Here is a 15,808-nt window from a genome sequence, read left to right as displayed (position 1 = left end):
CCCGCGGGCCTCAGGCGGTGAGGTCCCGCAGCCGCTGCAGCACCTTGGTGTCGATGCCGCCGGGGACCAGGCGCATCTCGTAGTTCTCCACGCCGGCCCACTCCCCGAGCGCGGCCTCGACCTGCGGGGCGTCGTACCCCAGGGTGCGCAGGCGGGTCGCGACCTCGTCGGCGACGTCGCCCTCGAGCGGGACGACGTCCTCGGGTCCGGAGAAGTACAGGTCGTTGAGGTCGAGCAGCCGGGCCAGCTCGGTCGGGGCCTGCGGGTGGTCGTCGACGCGCAGGTCGACCTCGGTGCCGGCGTGGTCGTACCCCGCGCCGGGGGTGGCGACGACGACGGCGGCGCCCTGCCGGCCGCGCGCGTCCCCGCCGGCGGCGTCGCCGGCCAGCAGCGCCTCGACGAGCCGGTGCGCGAGCGGCCGCCCGGCGCCCGCGCGGAAGGCGCGCTCCATCTCGAGGACGACCTGCTCGCCGACGAGGATGTTGCCCTGGATGGCGTAGCGGGTGGTCCCGCCGTCCTCCGCGAGCTCCCCGGTCACGCCGCCGGCCCAGTCCATGCAGCCGGCGCCGGTGAAGGTGGCCTGGCCCTCGGCGGACACGGCCCCCAGCTGGCGGCGGTCGCGGTCCTCGTCGGCCGCGGTCGTGCGGGCCAGCGCGTCGGCGGGGGAGACCCCTTGGTCGAGCAGCGCGAGGACCTCCTCGCGGTAGGCGACCCGGGCGAAGGACTGGGTCGCGACCGCCCCGACGCCGAGCCGGGTCTGGGGCACGACGGCGCCGACGGCGATGAACTTGCTCGCGACGGCGACGCCGACCGAGCCACCCTGCCGGGCCACGATGGAGAAGGTCATGGCCCGGACGGTAGTGGGGCGCAACGATGTCCTGAAGAGGACTTCCGGGCGCAGTCCGGGGGTGGCCGGTGGCAGCGTCCGGCCACGTCGTCCCCGCGGGTGACGCCAGGGGCCGGGACCGGCGGGTTCGCGATGCGGACCTCGGACCGTCCGGATGCCGGACGCTCCTAGACTCCTGGGGTGACACCGCAGGACAGCGCGCTCCTCCAGGCCGACCTCGAGAAGGCGGCCGGCTCCCTCGTCGCCCGCCAGCAGCCCGAGTGGCCCGACGCCGAGGCCCTGCGGGCGGCGGTGGCGACCCTGTCGTCGTACCCCCCGCTCGTCTTCGCCGGCGAGTGCGACCAGCTGCGCACGCGGCTGGCCGCGGCGGCCCGCGGCGAGGCCTTCGTGCTCCAGGGCGGCGACTGCGCCGAGACCTTCGCCGACGCGACGGCCGACAACATCCGCGACCGGGTCAAGACCGTCCTGCAGATGGCGGCCGTGCTGACCTACGGCGCCTCGGTGCCGGTCGTGAAGATGGGCCGGATGGCGGGGCAGTACGCCAAGCCGCGCAGCTCGGGCTCGGAGACCCGTGACGGCGTGACGCTGCCGGCCTACCGCGGCGACATGATCAACGACTTCGCCTTCGAGGAGACCGCGCGCCGGCCCGACCCGCAGCGGCTGGTCCGGGCGTACCACACGGCCAGCGCCACCCTGAACCTCGTGCGGGCGTTCACCACCGGCGGTTTCGGCGGTCTGCAGCACGTCCACGACTGGAACAAGGGCTTCGTCGCGACCTCGGCGAACGTGCACTACGAGCGGATCGCCCACGACATCGACAAGGCGATGCGCTTCATGGTCGCCTGCGGCGTCGACGTCGACGCGATGAGCGCGACGGAGTTCTACTCCGCCCACGAGGCGCTGCTGCTGGACTACGAGCGCCCGCTCACCCGCGTCGACTCGCGCACCGGCAAGGCCTACGACACCTCGGCGCACTTCGTGTGGGTCGGGGAGCGCACCCGAGACCTCGACAGCGCGCACATCGACTTCGTCTCGCGGATCAGCAACCCGGTCGGCATCAAGGTCTCGGCCAAGGCCGACCCGGCCGAGCTGCTGAAGATCATCGACAAGGTCGACCCGCAGCACGAGCCGGGTCGGGTCACGCTCATCACCCGGATGGGCTGCGGCACCGTGCGCGACGCGCTGCCGGCGGTCGTCGAGGCGGTCACCGCGGCCGGCGCCGAGGTGACGTGGATCTGCGACCCCATGCACGGCAACACGTTCGAGTCGGCCAGCGGCTACAAGACGCGGCGCTTCGACGACGTCGTCGACGAGGTCCGCGGCTTCTTCGAGGTGCACCGCGCGCTGGGGACCGTCCCCGGAGGGATCCACGTCGAGCTGACCGGCAACGACGTCACCGAGTGCCTCGGCGGCACGATGCACATCGAGGACGCCGACCTCGCGACGCGCTACGAGACGCTGTGCGACCCGCGGCTGAACCACCAGCAGAGCCTCGAGCTGGCCTTCCTCGTCGCGGAGATGCTCAGCGCGGAGTGACGTGCGCGGGCCGGCTGTCGCCGCTCGCTGGTAGGACTGGGGCATGCGCCTGGAGAACGTCGTCCTCGACGCCCACGACCCGTCCGTGCTCGGCGCCTTCTGGGCCGGGTTGCTCGGTGCCGAGCCGCTGTTCGCGTCCCCCGACCTCGTCGAGGCGCGGATGCCCCTGGCGGACGGCGTGTTCCTCGACCTGTGCCTGGTCCGGGTGCCGGACCCGTGGACGGGTCCGCGCCGGCTGCACCTCGACCTCGCCGGCGGGGCGCGGCAGGCCGCCGTCGTCGCCCGGGCCGAGGCGCTGGGCGCCCGGCGGGTCGACATCGGGCAGCGCGACGCGCCGTGGGTGGTCCTCGCCGACGTCGAGGGCAACCCGTTCTGCGTCATGGAGGAGCGGCCGGCGTACGACGCCGCGGCCGCCCCGATCGCGGCCCTGCCCCTCGACAGCGCCGACCCGGTGCGGGACGCGGCCTTCTGGGCGACGGCCAGCGGGTGGGTGGTCCAGCCGGCCGACGGCGACGGGCGCGTGCTGCGCCACCCGCTCGGGGTCGGGCCGCTTCTCGAGCTGTGCCCCGAGCCGTCCCCGAAGGCGGCCGACGGCAAGAACCGGGTGCACCTCGACGTGCGTCCCACCGACGGCGACGACCGCGACGAGGTCCTGGCACGGCTGCTCGACCTCGGCGGTCGACCCGCCCCCGGCACCGCGGACGACCTGCCCTGGACCGTGCTGCAGGACCCGTCCGGCAACGAGGTGTGCCTGCTGGCCCACGAGGTCGCCGACCAGCAGTGACGGCGGCGAAGCCCGCGCCGCCGGGCGAGGATCGACCTGTGCCCGAGCTGCCCGAGGTCGAGTCCGCGCGGTCCGTCATCGAGCGAGCGGCGTTGCGGCGCAGGATCGCCGACGTCGACGACACCGACACCTACGAGTGCCGGCCGCACCAGCCGGGGGAGATCCGGGACGCGCTCGTCGGCCGCCACCTGACGTCGGCGCACCGCCGCGGCAAGACGATGTGGTGCGAGACGTCGGGCGAGGACGGCGCCCGCGGCGCCGGCCCCCGGCTCGGCCTGCACCTCGGGATGAGCGGACGCATCCTCGTCGCCCCGCCGAGCTCCGGCGGCGAGGCGCACGAGGGCGGCGACTACGTCGGCTCCGGTCCCTCCCGCGGGAGGCAGCGCAAGGAGGTGTGGTTCCGCTTCACGCTGTGGTTCGAGGACGGCGGCTCGCTGCGGCTGCTCGACCCGCGCCGGCTCGGCCGGGCCCGGCTCGAGCCCGACCTCGACGCCGTCGGCCCCGACGCGGCGCAGATCGGCCGCGAGGAGTTCCGCGAGGTGGTCGGCACGGGGAAGGCGCCGCTCAAGGCGCGACTGCTCGACCAGGGCAAGATCGCCGGCGTCGGCAACCTGCTCGCCGACGAGGTGCTCTGGCAGGCGCACCTGTCCCCGAAGCGGCTGTGCGGCAGCCTCGACGAGGACGAGCTCGACGAGCTGCGGCGCCAGCTGCGCAAGGGCGTGCGCCTCGCCATCCGCCACGGCGGCGTCCACACCGGCGAGATCATCCCCTTCCGGCACGCCGGCGCCCGCTGCCCGCGGTGCGGCGCCGAGATGCGCCGGGCCACCGTCGGCGGCCGCACGACGTGGTGGTGCGCGCAGGAGCAGGAGTAGGCGCGGGTAGGTTCACGGGCGTGGACGGCGCGCTGCACCTGCTGACCGGTCTGGAGGCCGGCGGGCCGACGCGCGTGCGCGTCGGCGCCGACGGGACGACGTACGGCGACCTGCGCGGGGCGGCCGCCGCAGTGGCGCCGACGCTCACCGGCCTGACCCGGGTGGCCGTGCACGCCGAGCCGACGCTGTCGACGGTCGTCGCCGTCGTCGGGGCGCTGCGGGCGGGCGTCGCCGTCGTGCCGGTCCCGCCCGACTCGGGGGTGCGCGAGCGCGCCCACCTGCTCACCGACTCCGGCGCCCAGGCCTGGCTGGGTCCGGCGCCGGACGACGACGGCGGTCTGCCGGTCGTCCCCGTCGACCTCGCCGCCCGCGCCGACACCGAGCCGGCGGTGGTCGACCCGTCCGCGACGGCGCTGCTGCTCTACACGTCCGGGACGACGGGCCTGCCCAAGGGTGTCGTCCTCTCGCGGGCCGCGGTCGTCGCCGGCCTCGACGCCCTCGCCGACGCGTGGGCCTGGACCGCCGACGACGTCCTCGCCCACGGGCTGCCGCTCTTCCACGTGCACGGGCTCGTCCTCGGGGTGCTCGGGGTGCTGCGCCGGGGCAGCGGGCTGCACCACGTCGGCCGGCCCCGGCCGGAGGCCTACGCGACCGCCGCCCGCGACGGCGCGACGCTGTTCTTCGGGGTGCCGACGGTGTGGTCGCGGATCGCCGAGTCGCCCGACGACGCGCGGGCGCTGCGCTCGGCGCGGCTGCTCGTCTCCGGCAGCGCGGCCCTGCCGGTGCCGGTCTTCGAGCGGGTCGCCGAGCTGACCGGGCACCACGTCGTCGAGCGCTACGGCATGAGCGAGACCCTCATCACCGTCGCCACGCGCGCGGACGCGCAGCCGCGCGCCGGGTGGGTGGGCGTGCCCGTCGCCGGGGTCGAGACGCGGCTGCGCACCGAGGACGGTGACGACGTGCCGCACGACGGCGACTCGGTCGGCCGGCTCGAGGTGCGCGGCGCCACCCTGTTCGACGGCTACCTCGGCAACCCGGACGCCACGGCGCGGTCGTGGACCGACGACGGCTGGTTCCGCACGGGGGACGTCGCCGTCGTCGACGAGCACGGGTGGCACCGCATCGTCGGACGCGAGTCGACCGACCTCATCAAGTCCGGGGGCTACCGCATCGGGGCGGGCGAGGTCGAGACCGTCCTGCTCGGGCACGACGCGGTGCGCGAGTGCGCCGTCGTGGGCGAGGCCGACGACGACCTCGGCCAACGGATCGTCGCCTACGTCGTGCCGGCCGGCCCGGTCGATGACCAGGAATCCACTGCGGCGGAGCTGACCGCCCACGTGGGTGAGCAGCTGTCGGCCCACAAGCGACCGCGTGCGGTCCGCTTCGTCGACTCGCTTCCCCGGAATGCGATGGGCAAGGTGCAGAAGACGCTGCTCCCCGGCGGCTGACCCGCCCCCCGGCGGGCGTAGGTTGGCGACGTGACCGCCACCCTGCGCGCCGACCTGCTGTCCGACACCCTGACGAAGCCGACCGACGCGATGCGACGGGCGATGGCGGACGCCGAGGTCGGCGACGACGTCTTCGGCGAGGACCCGACCGTCAACGCGCTCGAGGAGGAGGTCGCCGGGCTGCTCGGCCACGAGGCCGGCCTCTTCACGCCGACCGGGTCGATGGCCAACCAGCTCGGGCTGCGGCTGCACGTCGCGCCGGGGCAGGAGCTGGTCTGCGACTCGCTGGCCCACGTCGTGCGCGCCGAGCTGGGGGCCGCGGCCGTCTTCTCCGCGATCACCTCGCGCACCTGGGTCTCGCAGCGCGGGCGGCTCGACGCGCAGCAGCCGCTCGACCTCATGGTGACGGGCGCCGGTGCGTACCAGGTCAACACGGCGCTGGTCGTCGTCGAGAACACCCACAACTTCGGGGGCGGCACCGTCCAGTCGCTCGACGAGGTGCGTCGGCTGCGCGCCGCGACGCAGGAGGTCGGCGTCCGGATGCACCTCGACGGGGCCCGGCTCTGGAACGCCCACGTCGCGTCCGGTGACGCCCTCGACGACTGGGGCCGGGAGTTCGACACCGTGTCGGTGTGCCTGAGCAAGGGGCTCGGCGCCCCGGTGGGGTCGGTGCTGGTCTCGTCGCGAGAGCGCATCGCCGAGGCCCGGATCTGGCGCAAGCGGTACGGCGGCGGGATGCGCCAGGTCGGCATCCTCGCCGCGGCGGGGCGGCACGCGCTCGCGCACCACGTCGAGCGGCTCGCGGAGGACCACGCCCGTGCGAAGCGCGCGGCCGCCGTCTTCGCCGAGGCCGCCCCGGGCTGCCTCGACCCGGACACCGTCGAGACCAACATCCTCGTCATGGACGTCGGCGTCGCCGGCTGGCGGGCCGCCGACCTCGTCGCCGCGGCGCTGGAGCAGGGCGTGCGGATCTACGCCGTCGGCCCGAGTGCGGTCCGGCTGGTCTGGCACCTCGACGTCGACGACGCCGGCACCGACGCGGCGATCGACGTCGTGGGGTCGCTGCTGGGCGAGGGACCGAAGGGCGACTGACCCTCGGCCGTTCGGTCGGACTTCCTGCGGATCCACCGCAGCGTGCCGCGACCCGTGCCGTCGTCGTGCACAGTGGTGCGGCCCGACACCTCGTCGGGCCCACCGGGGAGGCCGGTGCGTGTCGTGTCACCGCTCGGTCGGCGGGGGAGCAGGGGGACGATGTCCGCGCGACGTCTGGCCGGTCTGGTGTGGGTCGTCGTCCTGGCGCTCCTGGCGACGACGCTGCCCGCCACGGCCGCGTCGGCGGCGCCGCCGGTCGTGGTCCTCGGAGCGTCGCGGACGATCGACGGCGGCTGGTTCACCGGCGTCGACCCCGCCGCCTCGTTCTGGGACAAGCCGGGGACGAGCGCCGCCACCGGGCCGGACTCGCACTCGCTGTGGCTCAGCGGCTCGGTCGTCGGCGTCGCGCTGCAGGGGGTCGACGCGTGGACCGTGGGTGACGTCCCGGCCGTGGGCCGGGTGAACCTCACGATGGGTTCCGCCGCCCCGCCCGTCGTCGGCGGGACCCTGTCGATCCTCGCGCTGACCCGGGACGGCGGCGGCACCATGACCAGTCTGGCCGCCGCCTGGGACGTCGAGCTGGCCGACGGCGGGCAGCGCGCGGGCTTCGTCCGCATCGCCAGCGACGTGCCCTGGTCGGGTCTGGTGGCCACGACCCTGCCCACCGGGAGCACCGTCGTCGGGCAGTCGAGGACCGTTCCCGCGGTCACGGTGCGCAACGCCGGGCCGACGCCGGCTCTCGTCACCCTCTCGCTGCGGTCGATGGGCGGGCAGCCGGTCGACTACGCCGTCGCCGACTCGACGACGTGCTTGGCCACGACCCCTCTCGACCCGGGCGCCACCTGCACCGTCGACCTCGTCTTCACGCCGCGGCACACCATGCTGTCCGCCGCCCTGCTGTACCTGGGCGACCGCGGTAGCCCGGTCGTCGCCCCCCTCCGCTCCAACGGGGTCGGCACGCCGGGGGCCCCGACCGTCTCGGCGGCCTCGACCGTCCTCGGCGCCGTCCTCACCTGGACGCTGTCCGCCGACGACGGGGGCGCCCTCCCGCAGAGAGTGGACGTCTCGCGGAGCACAGACGGGGGCCGCACCTGGTCGGTCGTCACGTCGGTGGCCGCGCCCCGCGCCACGGACTCGGTCACGGTCCCGTGGCCGGCGGGCAGCCCCACCCTCCTCGTGCGGGCCAGCCTCACCACGGCGGCCGGCTTCACCAGCCCGGTAGCCACGACGTCGCCCGTCTCCTGGGGCGGCCGCAGCTACCTGCTGCGGGCCTGGTGGGACAGTACGTCGCCAGGCATCGCCGCGCAGGACCTCGCGACCGGGTCGATCGCGGTGCTGCCCGGGATCACCTCGGCGGTCGCCGCCGCGGACGGGTCCACGGTCCTCGTGTCCCGACCGGGCACCGGCGGCGTCGACGTCGCTCGGGTCACCCGCGCGTCGGGCACCGTCGCCCCACCGGTGCTCTACCGGTCCGTCGGCGTGCCCCTGGCCGTCTCCGCCGACGGCGCGACCGTCGTCTGGAAGGGCAGCCAGATCGGCGACGTCTGCTGGGCCTCGGCGCTGGCTACCGGCCCGGTGCGGTGCCGCAACATCGGGTTCGTCGGCTTCGGCGACGCGGCCCTCCTGCCCGACGGCCGCACCCTGCTCGTTGCACAGCTCAACGGCGTCGAGCTGGTCCTCGTCGACCTGCTCGGCGGGCCGCTCGTGCACACCGGGATCAACGCGGCCCGGTTCACCCTGTCGCCCGACGCCCGGCTCGTGGCGGTCGGCTCCTTCTCGCCCGACACCGGCGCCCCGACGCAGCTGCGGTCGTTCGACCCGCGCACGCTGCACTTCGGCGCGCCGCACGACCTGCCGACGACGTCGCCCGACGTGGTCTTCCGCGACGCGCGCCACCTCGTGCTCGCCCCCGACCTGTACGGCGCCCACGAGGTCACCGTGGCCGCGGACGGCACCTCGTCGGGCTACGCACTCAGCACCCCTGGTCCGCGCTCCGCCGACCACACGGTCGTGACCGGCCCTGGCCCGGTCCTCTCCGCCTCCGGGCCGAGCGACCGGCCCACCTACGGGGTGGACCTGACGAACCTCCCCGCGGGGACGACGGCGACCTGCGCCTCGGACGCGGGTGCGCCACTGCCGTGCGGCTCCTCGTGGACCGCCCCCGCCGGCGTGTCCGGTCGACACACCCTCGTGGTCACCGCCACCGCCCCCGACGGCACGACCAGCACCGCGGTCCGCGGCTGGACGGCGTCCACCGGGCAGTTCGTCAGCACCCCGACCCGGCGGGTCCTCGACACCCGCACCGGCGTCGGCGCCCCCCGGGGCCGGCTCACGGGTGGGCGCAGCCTGGTCCTCACCGTCCCGGGGCTCCCGGCCGACGCGACGGCCGTCACCCTCAACCTCACCGCCGTCGGCGCCACCTCACCGACGTACCTCACCGTGCACCCGGCCGACGCCGTCCGCCCCACCGTCTCCAACCTCAACGTCACCGACGCGCTCCCGCTGGCCAACCTCGTCACGGTGCGGGTCGCCCCCGGCGGCCGGGTCGCGGTGTACGACGCCGCGGGCAGCGTCGACGTCGTCGCGGACCTCCAGGGGTGGTTCACGCCGTCGGCGGGAGATTGCTTCACCCCGACGGACCCGGTGCGGCTCGTCGACAGCCGCACGGGGACCGGTGGCGTCCGGGGGCCCATCGGCGTGGACGCCGGTGTCAGCTCCTCCCTGTGGACGCTGCTGCCGTCGGAGCTGAGCGGACCGGAGCGACCGGTCCGTTCCCTCGCCCTCGGCGTGGTGGCGACCCGCGCGACCGCGCCCGGCTACCTGTCGCTCACCACGGACGACACGGCCACCCGGCCGACGACCTCCAACGTCAACTTCCCGGCCGGGCGGAACGTCGCGAACCTCGCCGTCGTCGACCTCCCCTCCTCGACGCTCTCGCGGCTCCAGCTCTGGCACGGCGGCCCCGGCACGGTCGACGCCGTCGCCGACCTGCTCGGCTACTACGGCCCGGACGGAGCACGGCTCACGGCGGTGACCCCCACCCGCGTGCTGGACAGCCGGACCGGGCTCGGTGCCCCGCTCGGACGGCTGGCCGCCGGGCAGTCGGTCACCGTCACGGTCCCGGGGCTGCCGCTCGGCACGACCGCGGTCGCGGTCAACCTCACGGCGGTCGCGCCGTCCACCTCGGGCTACCTTGTCGCCTACCCGACCGGCCTGCCCCGTCCGGGGACGTCGTCGGTCAACTTCGTCGCGGGGCGGGCCACGGCCGGGGCGACGATCGTCAAGGTCGACGGGCAGGGCCGGCTCACGGTGACCAACGGCTCCGCCGGCACGCTCGACATCGTCCTCGACCTGCAGGGGTACTACGCGCCCTGACGCTCAGGGCAGCGCCACGCCCTCGCGCTCGTCGTCCCAGATGGCCGCGGTGATCCGCCAGCCCTCGGGCAGCCGGGCGAGCTGCACGGACTTGGCGCCGCGGCCGGCGTACTCCACACCGCCCTCGACCCACGCCTTCTCGTAGGTGCCGAACCACTGAGCCAGGTCGCCGACGACGTCGACCCGGCCGCCGGTCGGCCACTCGCGGAAGTCGCGCAGCCGGCCCGAGGCGAGCAGGGTCCGGCGCGGCGCGAGGAACGACTCGACGTCGTACACCTCCACCGGCTGCCCGCAGGTGCGCACGACGACGGCCCGCGGGTGCAGCACCGAGCGCAGGTCGTCGAGCCGGTCGTCGAGGTCGGGCCCGGAGGTGAAGGCGGCGAAGAACACGCCGACGACGTGCTCGACGGCGGTGACGTCGACCGGGTCGGGATCGGTGACGAGCGGGGTCCCGGTAAGGCTCACGCAGGCACCGTACGGCGTCCTGCGCCGCCGGGGAGGGGACCGAGGACCCTGACCGGTCAGCCCGCCTCGTGGTGCAGCGCCTCGACGGCGACCGGCTCGCGCCCGCGCCGCGGCGTCCACCGGCCGCCGAGCTCGACGACGTACATCGCGGCGACGACGAGGACGCCGCCGAGCAGCAGCCGTGCGGTGAGGTCCTCACCGCCGAAGAGCACCGCGAAGAGCGCGGCGAAGACCGGCTCGAGGGTCATGACGATGGCCGCGCGGGTCGCGGTCAGCCGGGCCTGCGCCCAGGTCTGCGCCCACAGCGCGAGCACCCCGGCCGCCGTCGCCATGTAGAGCACCGACGCCCACTGCCCGCCCCCCTGCGGCCAGGTGATCCCGCCGGGGACGGCGCCGACGAGGCTCACCGCGGCGATGACGATCATCTGCACCGCCGACATCCCGGTGGCGTGCCGCGGGGTCGACCAGCGGCCGAGACCGATGATGTGCAGCGCGTAGACGACCGCGCACGCCAGCGTGAGGGCCTCCCCGGTGCCCACCGACACGCCGCGCAGCGACAGCACCGCCAGGCCGCCCGTCGACAGGAGCACGGCCACCCAGGTCGGCGCCCCGACCCGCTCGCGCAGCAGCAGCGCCGACAGGACGGGGGTGAGGACGACGTACAGGCCGGTGATGAAGCCCGAGACCGAGGCGTCGGTGTGGGCCAGGCCGATGGTCTGCAGGACCTGCGCGACGCCGTACAGGAGCCCGAGCGCCGCTCCGGCCGCCCACTCGCGCCGTCCGAGCGCGCGCAGCGGCCGCCAGAAGACGACGACCATGAGGACCGCGGCGATGGTGAACCGCAGCGCGAGGAAGTCCAGCGGCGGCACGGTCCTGACGAGGTCGCGGATGAGGAAGAACGTCGAGCCCCACACGGCCGTGAGGGCGACGAGCAGGACGGTGGCAAGCAGGCGGGTACGACGCCCGGTGTCGGTCGGGGCGGCGGCGGTCACGCTCCCGAGCCTGTCAGACGGGCCGGGTCAGACGATGGTGAGGGTCACCGTGGACCCCTTGCGCACCATCGTCCCCGCGCCGGGGTCGGAGCCGCGCACGGTGCCGAAGAAGCCGCCGAGGATCTCCTGGTAGGCGACCTGGAAGCCGGCCGCCTTGAGCAGCTGCGTCGCCTCGTCGCGCTGCTTGCCGACGACCTGGGGGACCGCGACCATGACGGGGCCCTTGGACACGACGATCGTCACCGTGTCGCCCTTGTGCAGCGTCGAGGCACCGGGGGTCTGGCTGACGACCGAGCCCTGCGCGACGGTGTCGGAGTTGACCGCGGTGCCGGTGACGACCTTGATGCCGGCCTGCGTGAGCGCGGAGGTGGCGTCGTCGGCGGGCTTGCCGGTCCAGTCGGCGACCTGGATCGGCTGGCGGCCCTGGCTGACGACGACCGCGACGGGCGTGCCCGGCTTGAGCTGGCCGCCGGGCGGGGGGTCCTGCGAGACGATCGTGCCGGCGGCGACGGTCTCGCTCCAGGTCTGCGTCACCGCGCCGAGCCGCAGGTGGCCGGCTTCGAGGGTGCCCTGCGCCGCGGAGGCCGCGGTGCCGACCAGTCCCGGGGCGCCGTACCGCTCGGTGCCGCGGGAGACGACGAGCCGCACGCTGCTGTGCTTGTGCACCTCGGCACCGACCGCGGGGACGCTCGCGACGACGGTGCCCGCGGCGACCGTCTCGCTGAACGTCTCCTCCGTCGTCACGCCGAGGTCGGCGGAGGCCAGCGCCGCCGTGGCCGCGCCCTGGTCGAGCGTCGCGACCCGCGGGACCTGGGTCATCCCGCCGGGGCCGAGGGTGAACCACCACCCGGCGCCGCCGCCGGCGGCGACGAGCAGGGCGAGCAGGGCGGCGACCGCGGGCCAGCGACGGCGGGCGGGGCGCCCGCCGGGGTGCTCGCCGGGGTGCGCCGGGTCGCCGTACGGCGTCATGGCGTCGGTGTCGCCGTCGTGCCCGGTGCGCGGCAGGCGGGTCGTCGGGTGGCCGACCGGCCCGGTCGCGCCGCCCTGGTCGGTGGTCGGGCGGGCGGTCGGGACCGCGGTCGTCGGGGCGGCGAGCGCGCGCCGGACGGGGCGGACGTCGAGCTCGGCGGTCCCGAGGTCGCGACGGACCCGGCGCAGCTCGACGAGGTAGTCACCGGCGCCCGTCGGGCGCTGGTCGGGGTCGCGGGCGGTGCCGAGCGCGACGAGCGCGTCGAGCTCCGCGGGGACCGAGGGGACCAGGCTCGACGGGGCGGGGACCGAGCCGTGCACGTGCTGGTAGGCGATCGAGATGGGGGAGTCGCCCTCGAAGGCCTTGCGCCCGGTCAGCAGCTCGAACAGGACGAGGCCGGCGGCGTAGACGTCGGAGCGGGCGTCGGCGATGCCGCGCTCGACCTGCTCGGGGGACAGGTAGGCGACGGTGCCCATGAGGGTGCCCGACGCGTTCGTCGTCGTGGCCGCCGTGACGGCGCGGGCCAGCCCGAAGTCGGCGACCTTGACCAGCCCGTCGGGGCGGATGAGGACGTTCTCGGGCTTGACGTCACGGTGGATCAGACCGGTGGCGTGGGCCGCGTCGAGGGCCTGCAGGAGCCCGTCGAGCAGGTCGAGCGCGCGGCGGGCCGGCAGCGGGCCCTCGGCGGTGACGAGCTCGCGCAGGGTGCGGCCGGGGACGTACTCCATGACGAGGAAGAGGTCGCCGTCGTCCTCGCCCTGGTCGTGGACCGACACGACGTGCGGGTGCCCGAGCCGCGCCGCGGAGCGGGCCTCGCGGCGGAAGCGGCTGGCGAACGTCGGGTCGGAGACGAGGTCGCGACGGGGCAGCTTGACCGCGACCTCGCGGTCGAGGCGCTCGTCGACGGCGAGCCAGACCGAGGCCATCCCGCCGTCGGCGAGGTGCTCGAGCACGCGGTAGCGGCCGTCGAGCAGACGCCCGACGACCGGCTGCACGCCCGGCCAGGTGCCCGTCGACATGGGGGCGAGTCTAGGCGGGCCGGCCGGGGATCCCGTGCAGGCTGGCCCCAGCGATCCCACGCGTCACACGCGTCACAGGGATCGCCCGCCCCCGTCGGTCACGCCGGGAGGGGACGGGATCGGTCAGACGCGGGGCATGAGGGCCGTGACGTGCGCGACGTAGGCCTTCGTGTCGTCGTACATCCCGTGGGCGCGCACCGAGGCCAGCCCCTGGTAGTACCCGGCCACGGCCTGGTCGAGCGAGTCGGCCGAGCGCGTGAGCGCGCGCAGGATGACGACCCCGGCGACCGCGTTGTCGTGCGCGTCGAGCAGGTTCAGGGGGCGCCCCGCGAGCTGCGAGGCCCACTGGCCGGCGTCGGGGATGACCTGCATCGCGCCGACGGCGTTGGCGGGGGAGACCATCCGCTGGTTCCACCCCGACTCGAGGTAGCCGACGGCGAGGGCCAGGCGCGGGTCGACGCCGTACTGGCGGGCCGTGGCCTCGATGATCGCCCGCACCTGCGTGCGGCTGGGGGCCGGGGCGGCGGCCAGCAGGCCGCGCGAGCGGTCGGCGGCCGCGACGGTGTCGGCGGGGTAGGTGCGCCCGGCCAGGCTCGTCGGCCCGGGGACCGGCGCGGCGGACACCGCGCGCACGACGGTGAGGGTGCGCCCGGTGACGAGCAGGTACGGCGCCCGCAGGCCGTTCGCCTTGGCCAGCGACGCCTGGCTGACACCGAGGTGGGTCGCGATCGTCGAGAGCGTGTCGCCCGGGCGGACGACGTACGTCGTCGTGGTGGCGGGCGTGGTCGCCGGCGCGGGGCTCGGTGACGCCGCGGGCGCGGCGGGGCGGGCCACGACCGGGCCGGCGGCGGTGGGGACGAGGACGACCTGGCCGGGCTGGAGCAGGCGACCGCCGGCCGGCAGCCGGTTGGCCGTGACGACCGCGCTGGTCGTCGTGTGCGCGCGGCGGGCGATGTCCCAGAGCGTGTCGCCCGAGCGGACGGTGTACTGCTGCCAGCCGGTGGGGACGGCGGACGGGACGGCGCTCGCGACGCTGGTGACGGCCGCGACGGCGGAGGGCGGCTGGGCGGGGAGGGCGGGGGCCACGCGGGGTCCTTCGGGTCGGGGGCGATCGAGGGGTGACGGATGGGGCGGGCGGGGCTGGTGTGACGGATGGGCCGCCGTCGACCATACCGAGAACCGCGCGGAGGTGGCGAGGCGAGCGCGGGACGGGATGGGGCCACGGCCTACGCTGTCGTGCGTGGTCCCTCCGTCCCGCCCGTCCGCCGCCCCGCCGCCGCCCGACCCGTCCGAGGTGCAAGAGGTCGTCGACCTCGTGGGCGCGTGGACGACCGTCCCCGACGTCGCCGAGCGCTGCGGCGTGCCGCTCTCGCGGGTGCGCCAGTGGGTGGCCGACCGCGAGCTGCTGACGCTGCGCTTCGGCGAGCGCGGCGTCGCCTCGATCCCCGCCCGGTTCGTCGGCGACGAGGGACCGCGACCCGAGCTGCGCGGCACCTTCACCCTGCTCGCGGACGGCGGGATGAACGACCTCGAGGTCATCCGCTGGCTGTTCACGCCCGACGACGCGCTGTCGGTGGACGGTGCGCCGATGGACGCGCTGGAGGCGGGGTTCAAGACGGAGGTCCGTCGCCGGGCCCAGATCCTCGCGTTCTGACCGGCCCGTGCGCCATCTCGCCTACGCGGCGATGCTCGTCGCGGTCCTCGTCTGCGTCCTGCCCCTCGTCCGGGCGTACCGGCTGAGGCTCTTCACCCGTCCGCGGCGCCTCGCGCTGTCGATCCTGCCGGTGGCGGTCGTCTTCGTCGCCTGGGACGTCGTGGCGACCCACGCCGGGCACTGGGCCTTCGACGCCGCGCAGGTCCTCGCGCCGCGGGTCGCGGGGCTGCCGCTGGAGGAGCTCGGCTTCTTCCTCGTCGTCCCGCTCGCCGGTCTCATCACGTACGAGGCCGTCGGCACCGTCCTGCGCGACGGTCTCGTCCCGCGCCGCTGGGCGCCGGCGGTCGACCGGCTGCTGCGCCGCCCGACCCGCGGGGGCCGGTCGTGACCTACACGACCGCGTCGCTGCTCGGGGTCGTCGTCGCGCTCGTCGTCGACCTCGCCGTCCTGCGCACGCGCCTGGTGACGACGCGCCGGTGGTGGCTGTCCTACGTCATCGTCGTCGTCTTCCAGCTGCTGACCAACGGCTGGCTGACCGGCCGGCGGATCGTCACCTACGACCCGGCCGCGACGATCGGCGACGGGCAGGTCGTCCTGCTCGGGCACGGCCGGATCGCCTACGCCCCCGTCGAGGACCTCGGCTTCGGCTTCGCGCTCGTGCTGCTGACCTGCGTGCTGTGGACCTGGTGGGGCCGGCGCGAGCGGGACGGCGACCGCGACGGCTGACGCGCGTCGGTCCGCATCAACTGAGTCG

General features: G+C 75.6%; 14 protein-coding genes. 9 read left to right on the top strand and 5 right to left on the bottom strand.

All coding sequences use genetic code 11. The annotated features are described in order from the left end of the window. Positions 1–10: 10 nt before the first annotated feature. Positions 11–847, bottom strand: a complete 837-nt coding sequence (locus FB458_RS18715; RefSeq protein WP_141849831.1) for a DUF1028 domain-containing protein — start codon at positions 845–847, stop codon at positions 11–13. 180 nt (positions 848–1,027) lie between these two features. Between FB458_RS18715 and FB458_RS18710 the strand changes: the two genes are divergently transcribed. From FB458_RS18710 to FB458_RS21475, 6 genes are all read left to right on the top strand, one after another. Then, entirely contained in the window at positions 1,028–2,383 is a 1,356-nt protein-coding gene (locus FB458_RS18710; RefSeq protein WP_141849830.1) for a class II 3-deoxy-7-phosphoheptulonate synthase, read from the top strand. Positions 2,384–2,426: 43 nt separating this feature from the next. Further along, entirely contained in the window at positions 2,427–3,167 is a 741-nt protein-coding gene (locus FB458_RS18705) for a VOC family protein (protein ID WP_141849829.1), read from the top strand. Positions 3,168–3,205: 38 nt separating this feature from the next. Further along, positions 3,206–4,039 carry a DNA-formamidopyrimidine glycosylase family protein gene (locus FB458_RS18700; protein ID WP_141849828.1) on the top strand — a complete coding sequence of 278 codons (834 nt, stop codon included), beginning with the start codon at positions 3,206–3,208 and terminating at the stop codon, positions 4,037–4,039. A 20-nt stretch (positions 4,040–4,059) separates the two neighbouring features. Continuing rightward, positions 4,060–5,487 carry an acyl-CoA synthetase gene (locus tag FB458_RS18695; protein WP_141849827.1) on the top strand — a complete coding sequence of 476 codons (1,428 nt, stop codon included), beginning with the start codon at positions 4,060–4,062 and terminating at the stop codon, positions 5,485–5,487. A 30-nt stretch (positions 5,488–5,517) separates the two neighbouring features. Then, positions 5,518–6,579: a threonine aldolase family protein gene (locus FB458_RS18690; protein ID WP_246061373.1), complete on the top strand. Its 1,062-nt coding sequence runs from the start codon at positions 5,518–5,520 to the stop codon at positions 6,577–6,579. Between the two features lie 159 nt (positions 6,580–6,738). Then, the gene (locus FB458_RS21475; protein WP_170185750.1) at positions 6,739–9,954 is read left to right on the top strand and encodes a molybdopterin-binding protein; all 3,216 of its coding nucleotides are present in this window, start codon (positions 6,739–6,741) and stop codon (positions 9,952–9,954) included. Between the two features lie 3 nt (positions 9,955–9,957). On the opposite strand, the gene FB458_RS18680 is transcribed toward FB458_RS21475, so the two are convergent. From FB458_RS18680 to FB458_RS18665, 4 genes are all read right to left on the bottom strand, one after another. After that, entirely contained in the window at positions 9,958–10,419 is a 462-nt protein-coding gene (locus tag FB458_RS18680; RefSeq protein WP_141849826.1) for a DUF4440 domain-containing protein, read from the bottom strand. Positions 10,420–10,475: 56 nt separating this feature from the next. Continuing rightward, a complete protein-coding gene (locus tag FB458_RS18675; protein ID WP_141849825.1) occupies positions 10,476–11,411 on the bottom strand; it encodes a DMT family transporter in 936 nt (311 codons plus the stop codon). Positions 11,412–11,438: 27 nt separating this feature from the next. Then, on the bottom strand, positions 11,439–13,400 hold the full coding sequence (pknB, locus tag FB458_RS18670) for a Stk1 family PASTA domain-containing Ser/Thr kinase (protein ID WP_141849824.1): 1,962 nt from the start codon (positions 13,398–13,400) through the stop codon (positions 11,439–11,441). A gap of 123 nt (positions 13,401–13,523) precedes the next feature. Beyond that, positions 13,524–14,486 carry a LysM peptidoglycan-binding domain-containing protein gene (locus FB458_RS18665; RefSeq protein ID WP_170185749.1) on the bottom strand — a complete coding sequence of 321 codons (963 nt, stop codon included), beginning with the start codon at positions 14,484–14,486 and terminating at the stop codon, positions 13,524–13,526. A 154-nt stretch (positions 14,487–14,640) separates the two neighbouring features. On the opposite strand from FB458_RS18665, the gene FB458_RS18660 reads away from it, so the two are divergent. The 3 genes from FB458_RS18660 to FB458_RS18650 are packed head-to-tail and all read left to right on the top strand — an operon-like array spanning position 14,641 to position 15,780. Further along, positions 14,641–15,054: an Rv2175c family DNA-binding protein gene (locus FB458_RS18660; protein ID WP_246061371.1), complete on the top strand. Its 414-nt coding sequence runs from the start codon at positions 14,641–14,643 to the stop codon at positions 15,052–15,054. 7 nt (positions 15,055–15,061) lie between these two features. Next, on the top strand, positions 15,062–15,442 hold the full coding sequence (locus FB458_RS18655; RefSeq protein ID WP_141849821.1) for a lycopene cyclase domain-containing protein: 381 nt from the start codon (positions 15,062–15,064) through the stop codon (positions 15,440–15,442). Next, positions 15,439–15,780: a lycopene cyclase domain-containing protein gene (locus tag FB458_RS18650; protein WP_141849820.1), complete on the top strand. Its 342-nt coding sequence runs from the start codon at positions 15,439–15,441 to the stop codon at positions 15,778–15,780. The genes FB458_RS18655 and FB458_RS18650 overlap by 4 nt, the downstream gene beginning before the upstream one ends. Positions 15,781–15,808: the final 28 nt, after the last annotated feature.

The sequence above is a fragment of the Lapillicoccus jejuensis genome (assembly GCF_006715055.1).
Taxonomy (GTDB): Bacteria; Actinomycetota; Actinomycetes; order Actinomycetales; family Dermatophilaceae; genus Lapillicoccus; species Lapillicoccus jejuensis.
The sequence above is the reverse complement of the archived record's forward strand: the minus strand, read 5'-3'. Positions and strand labels throughout refer to the sequence as shown.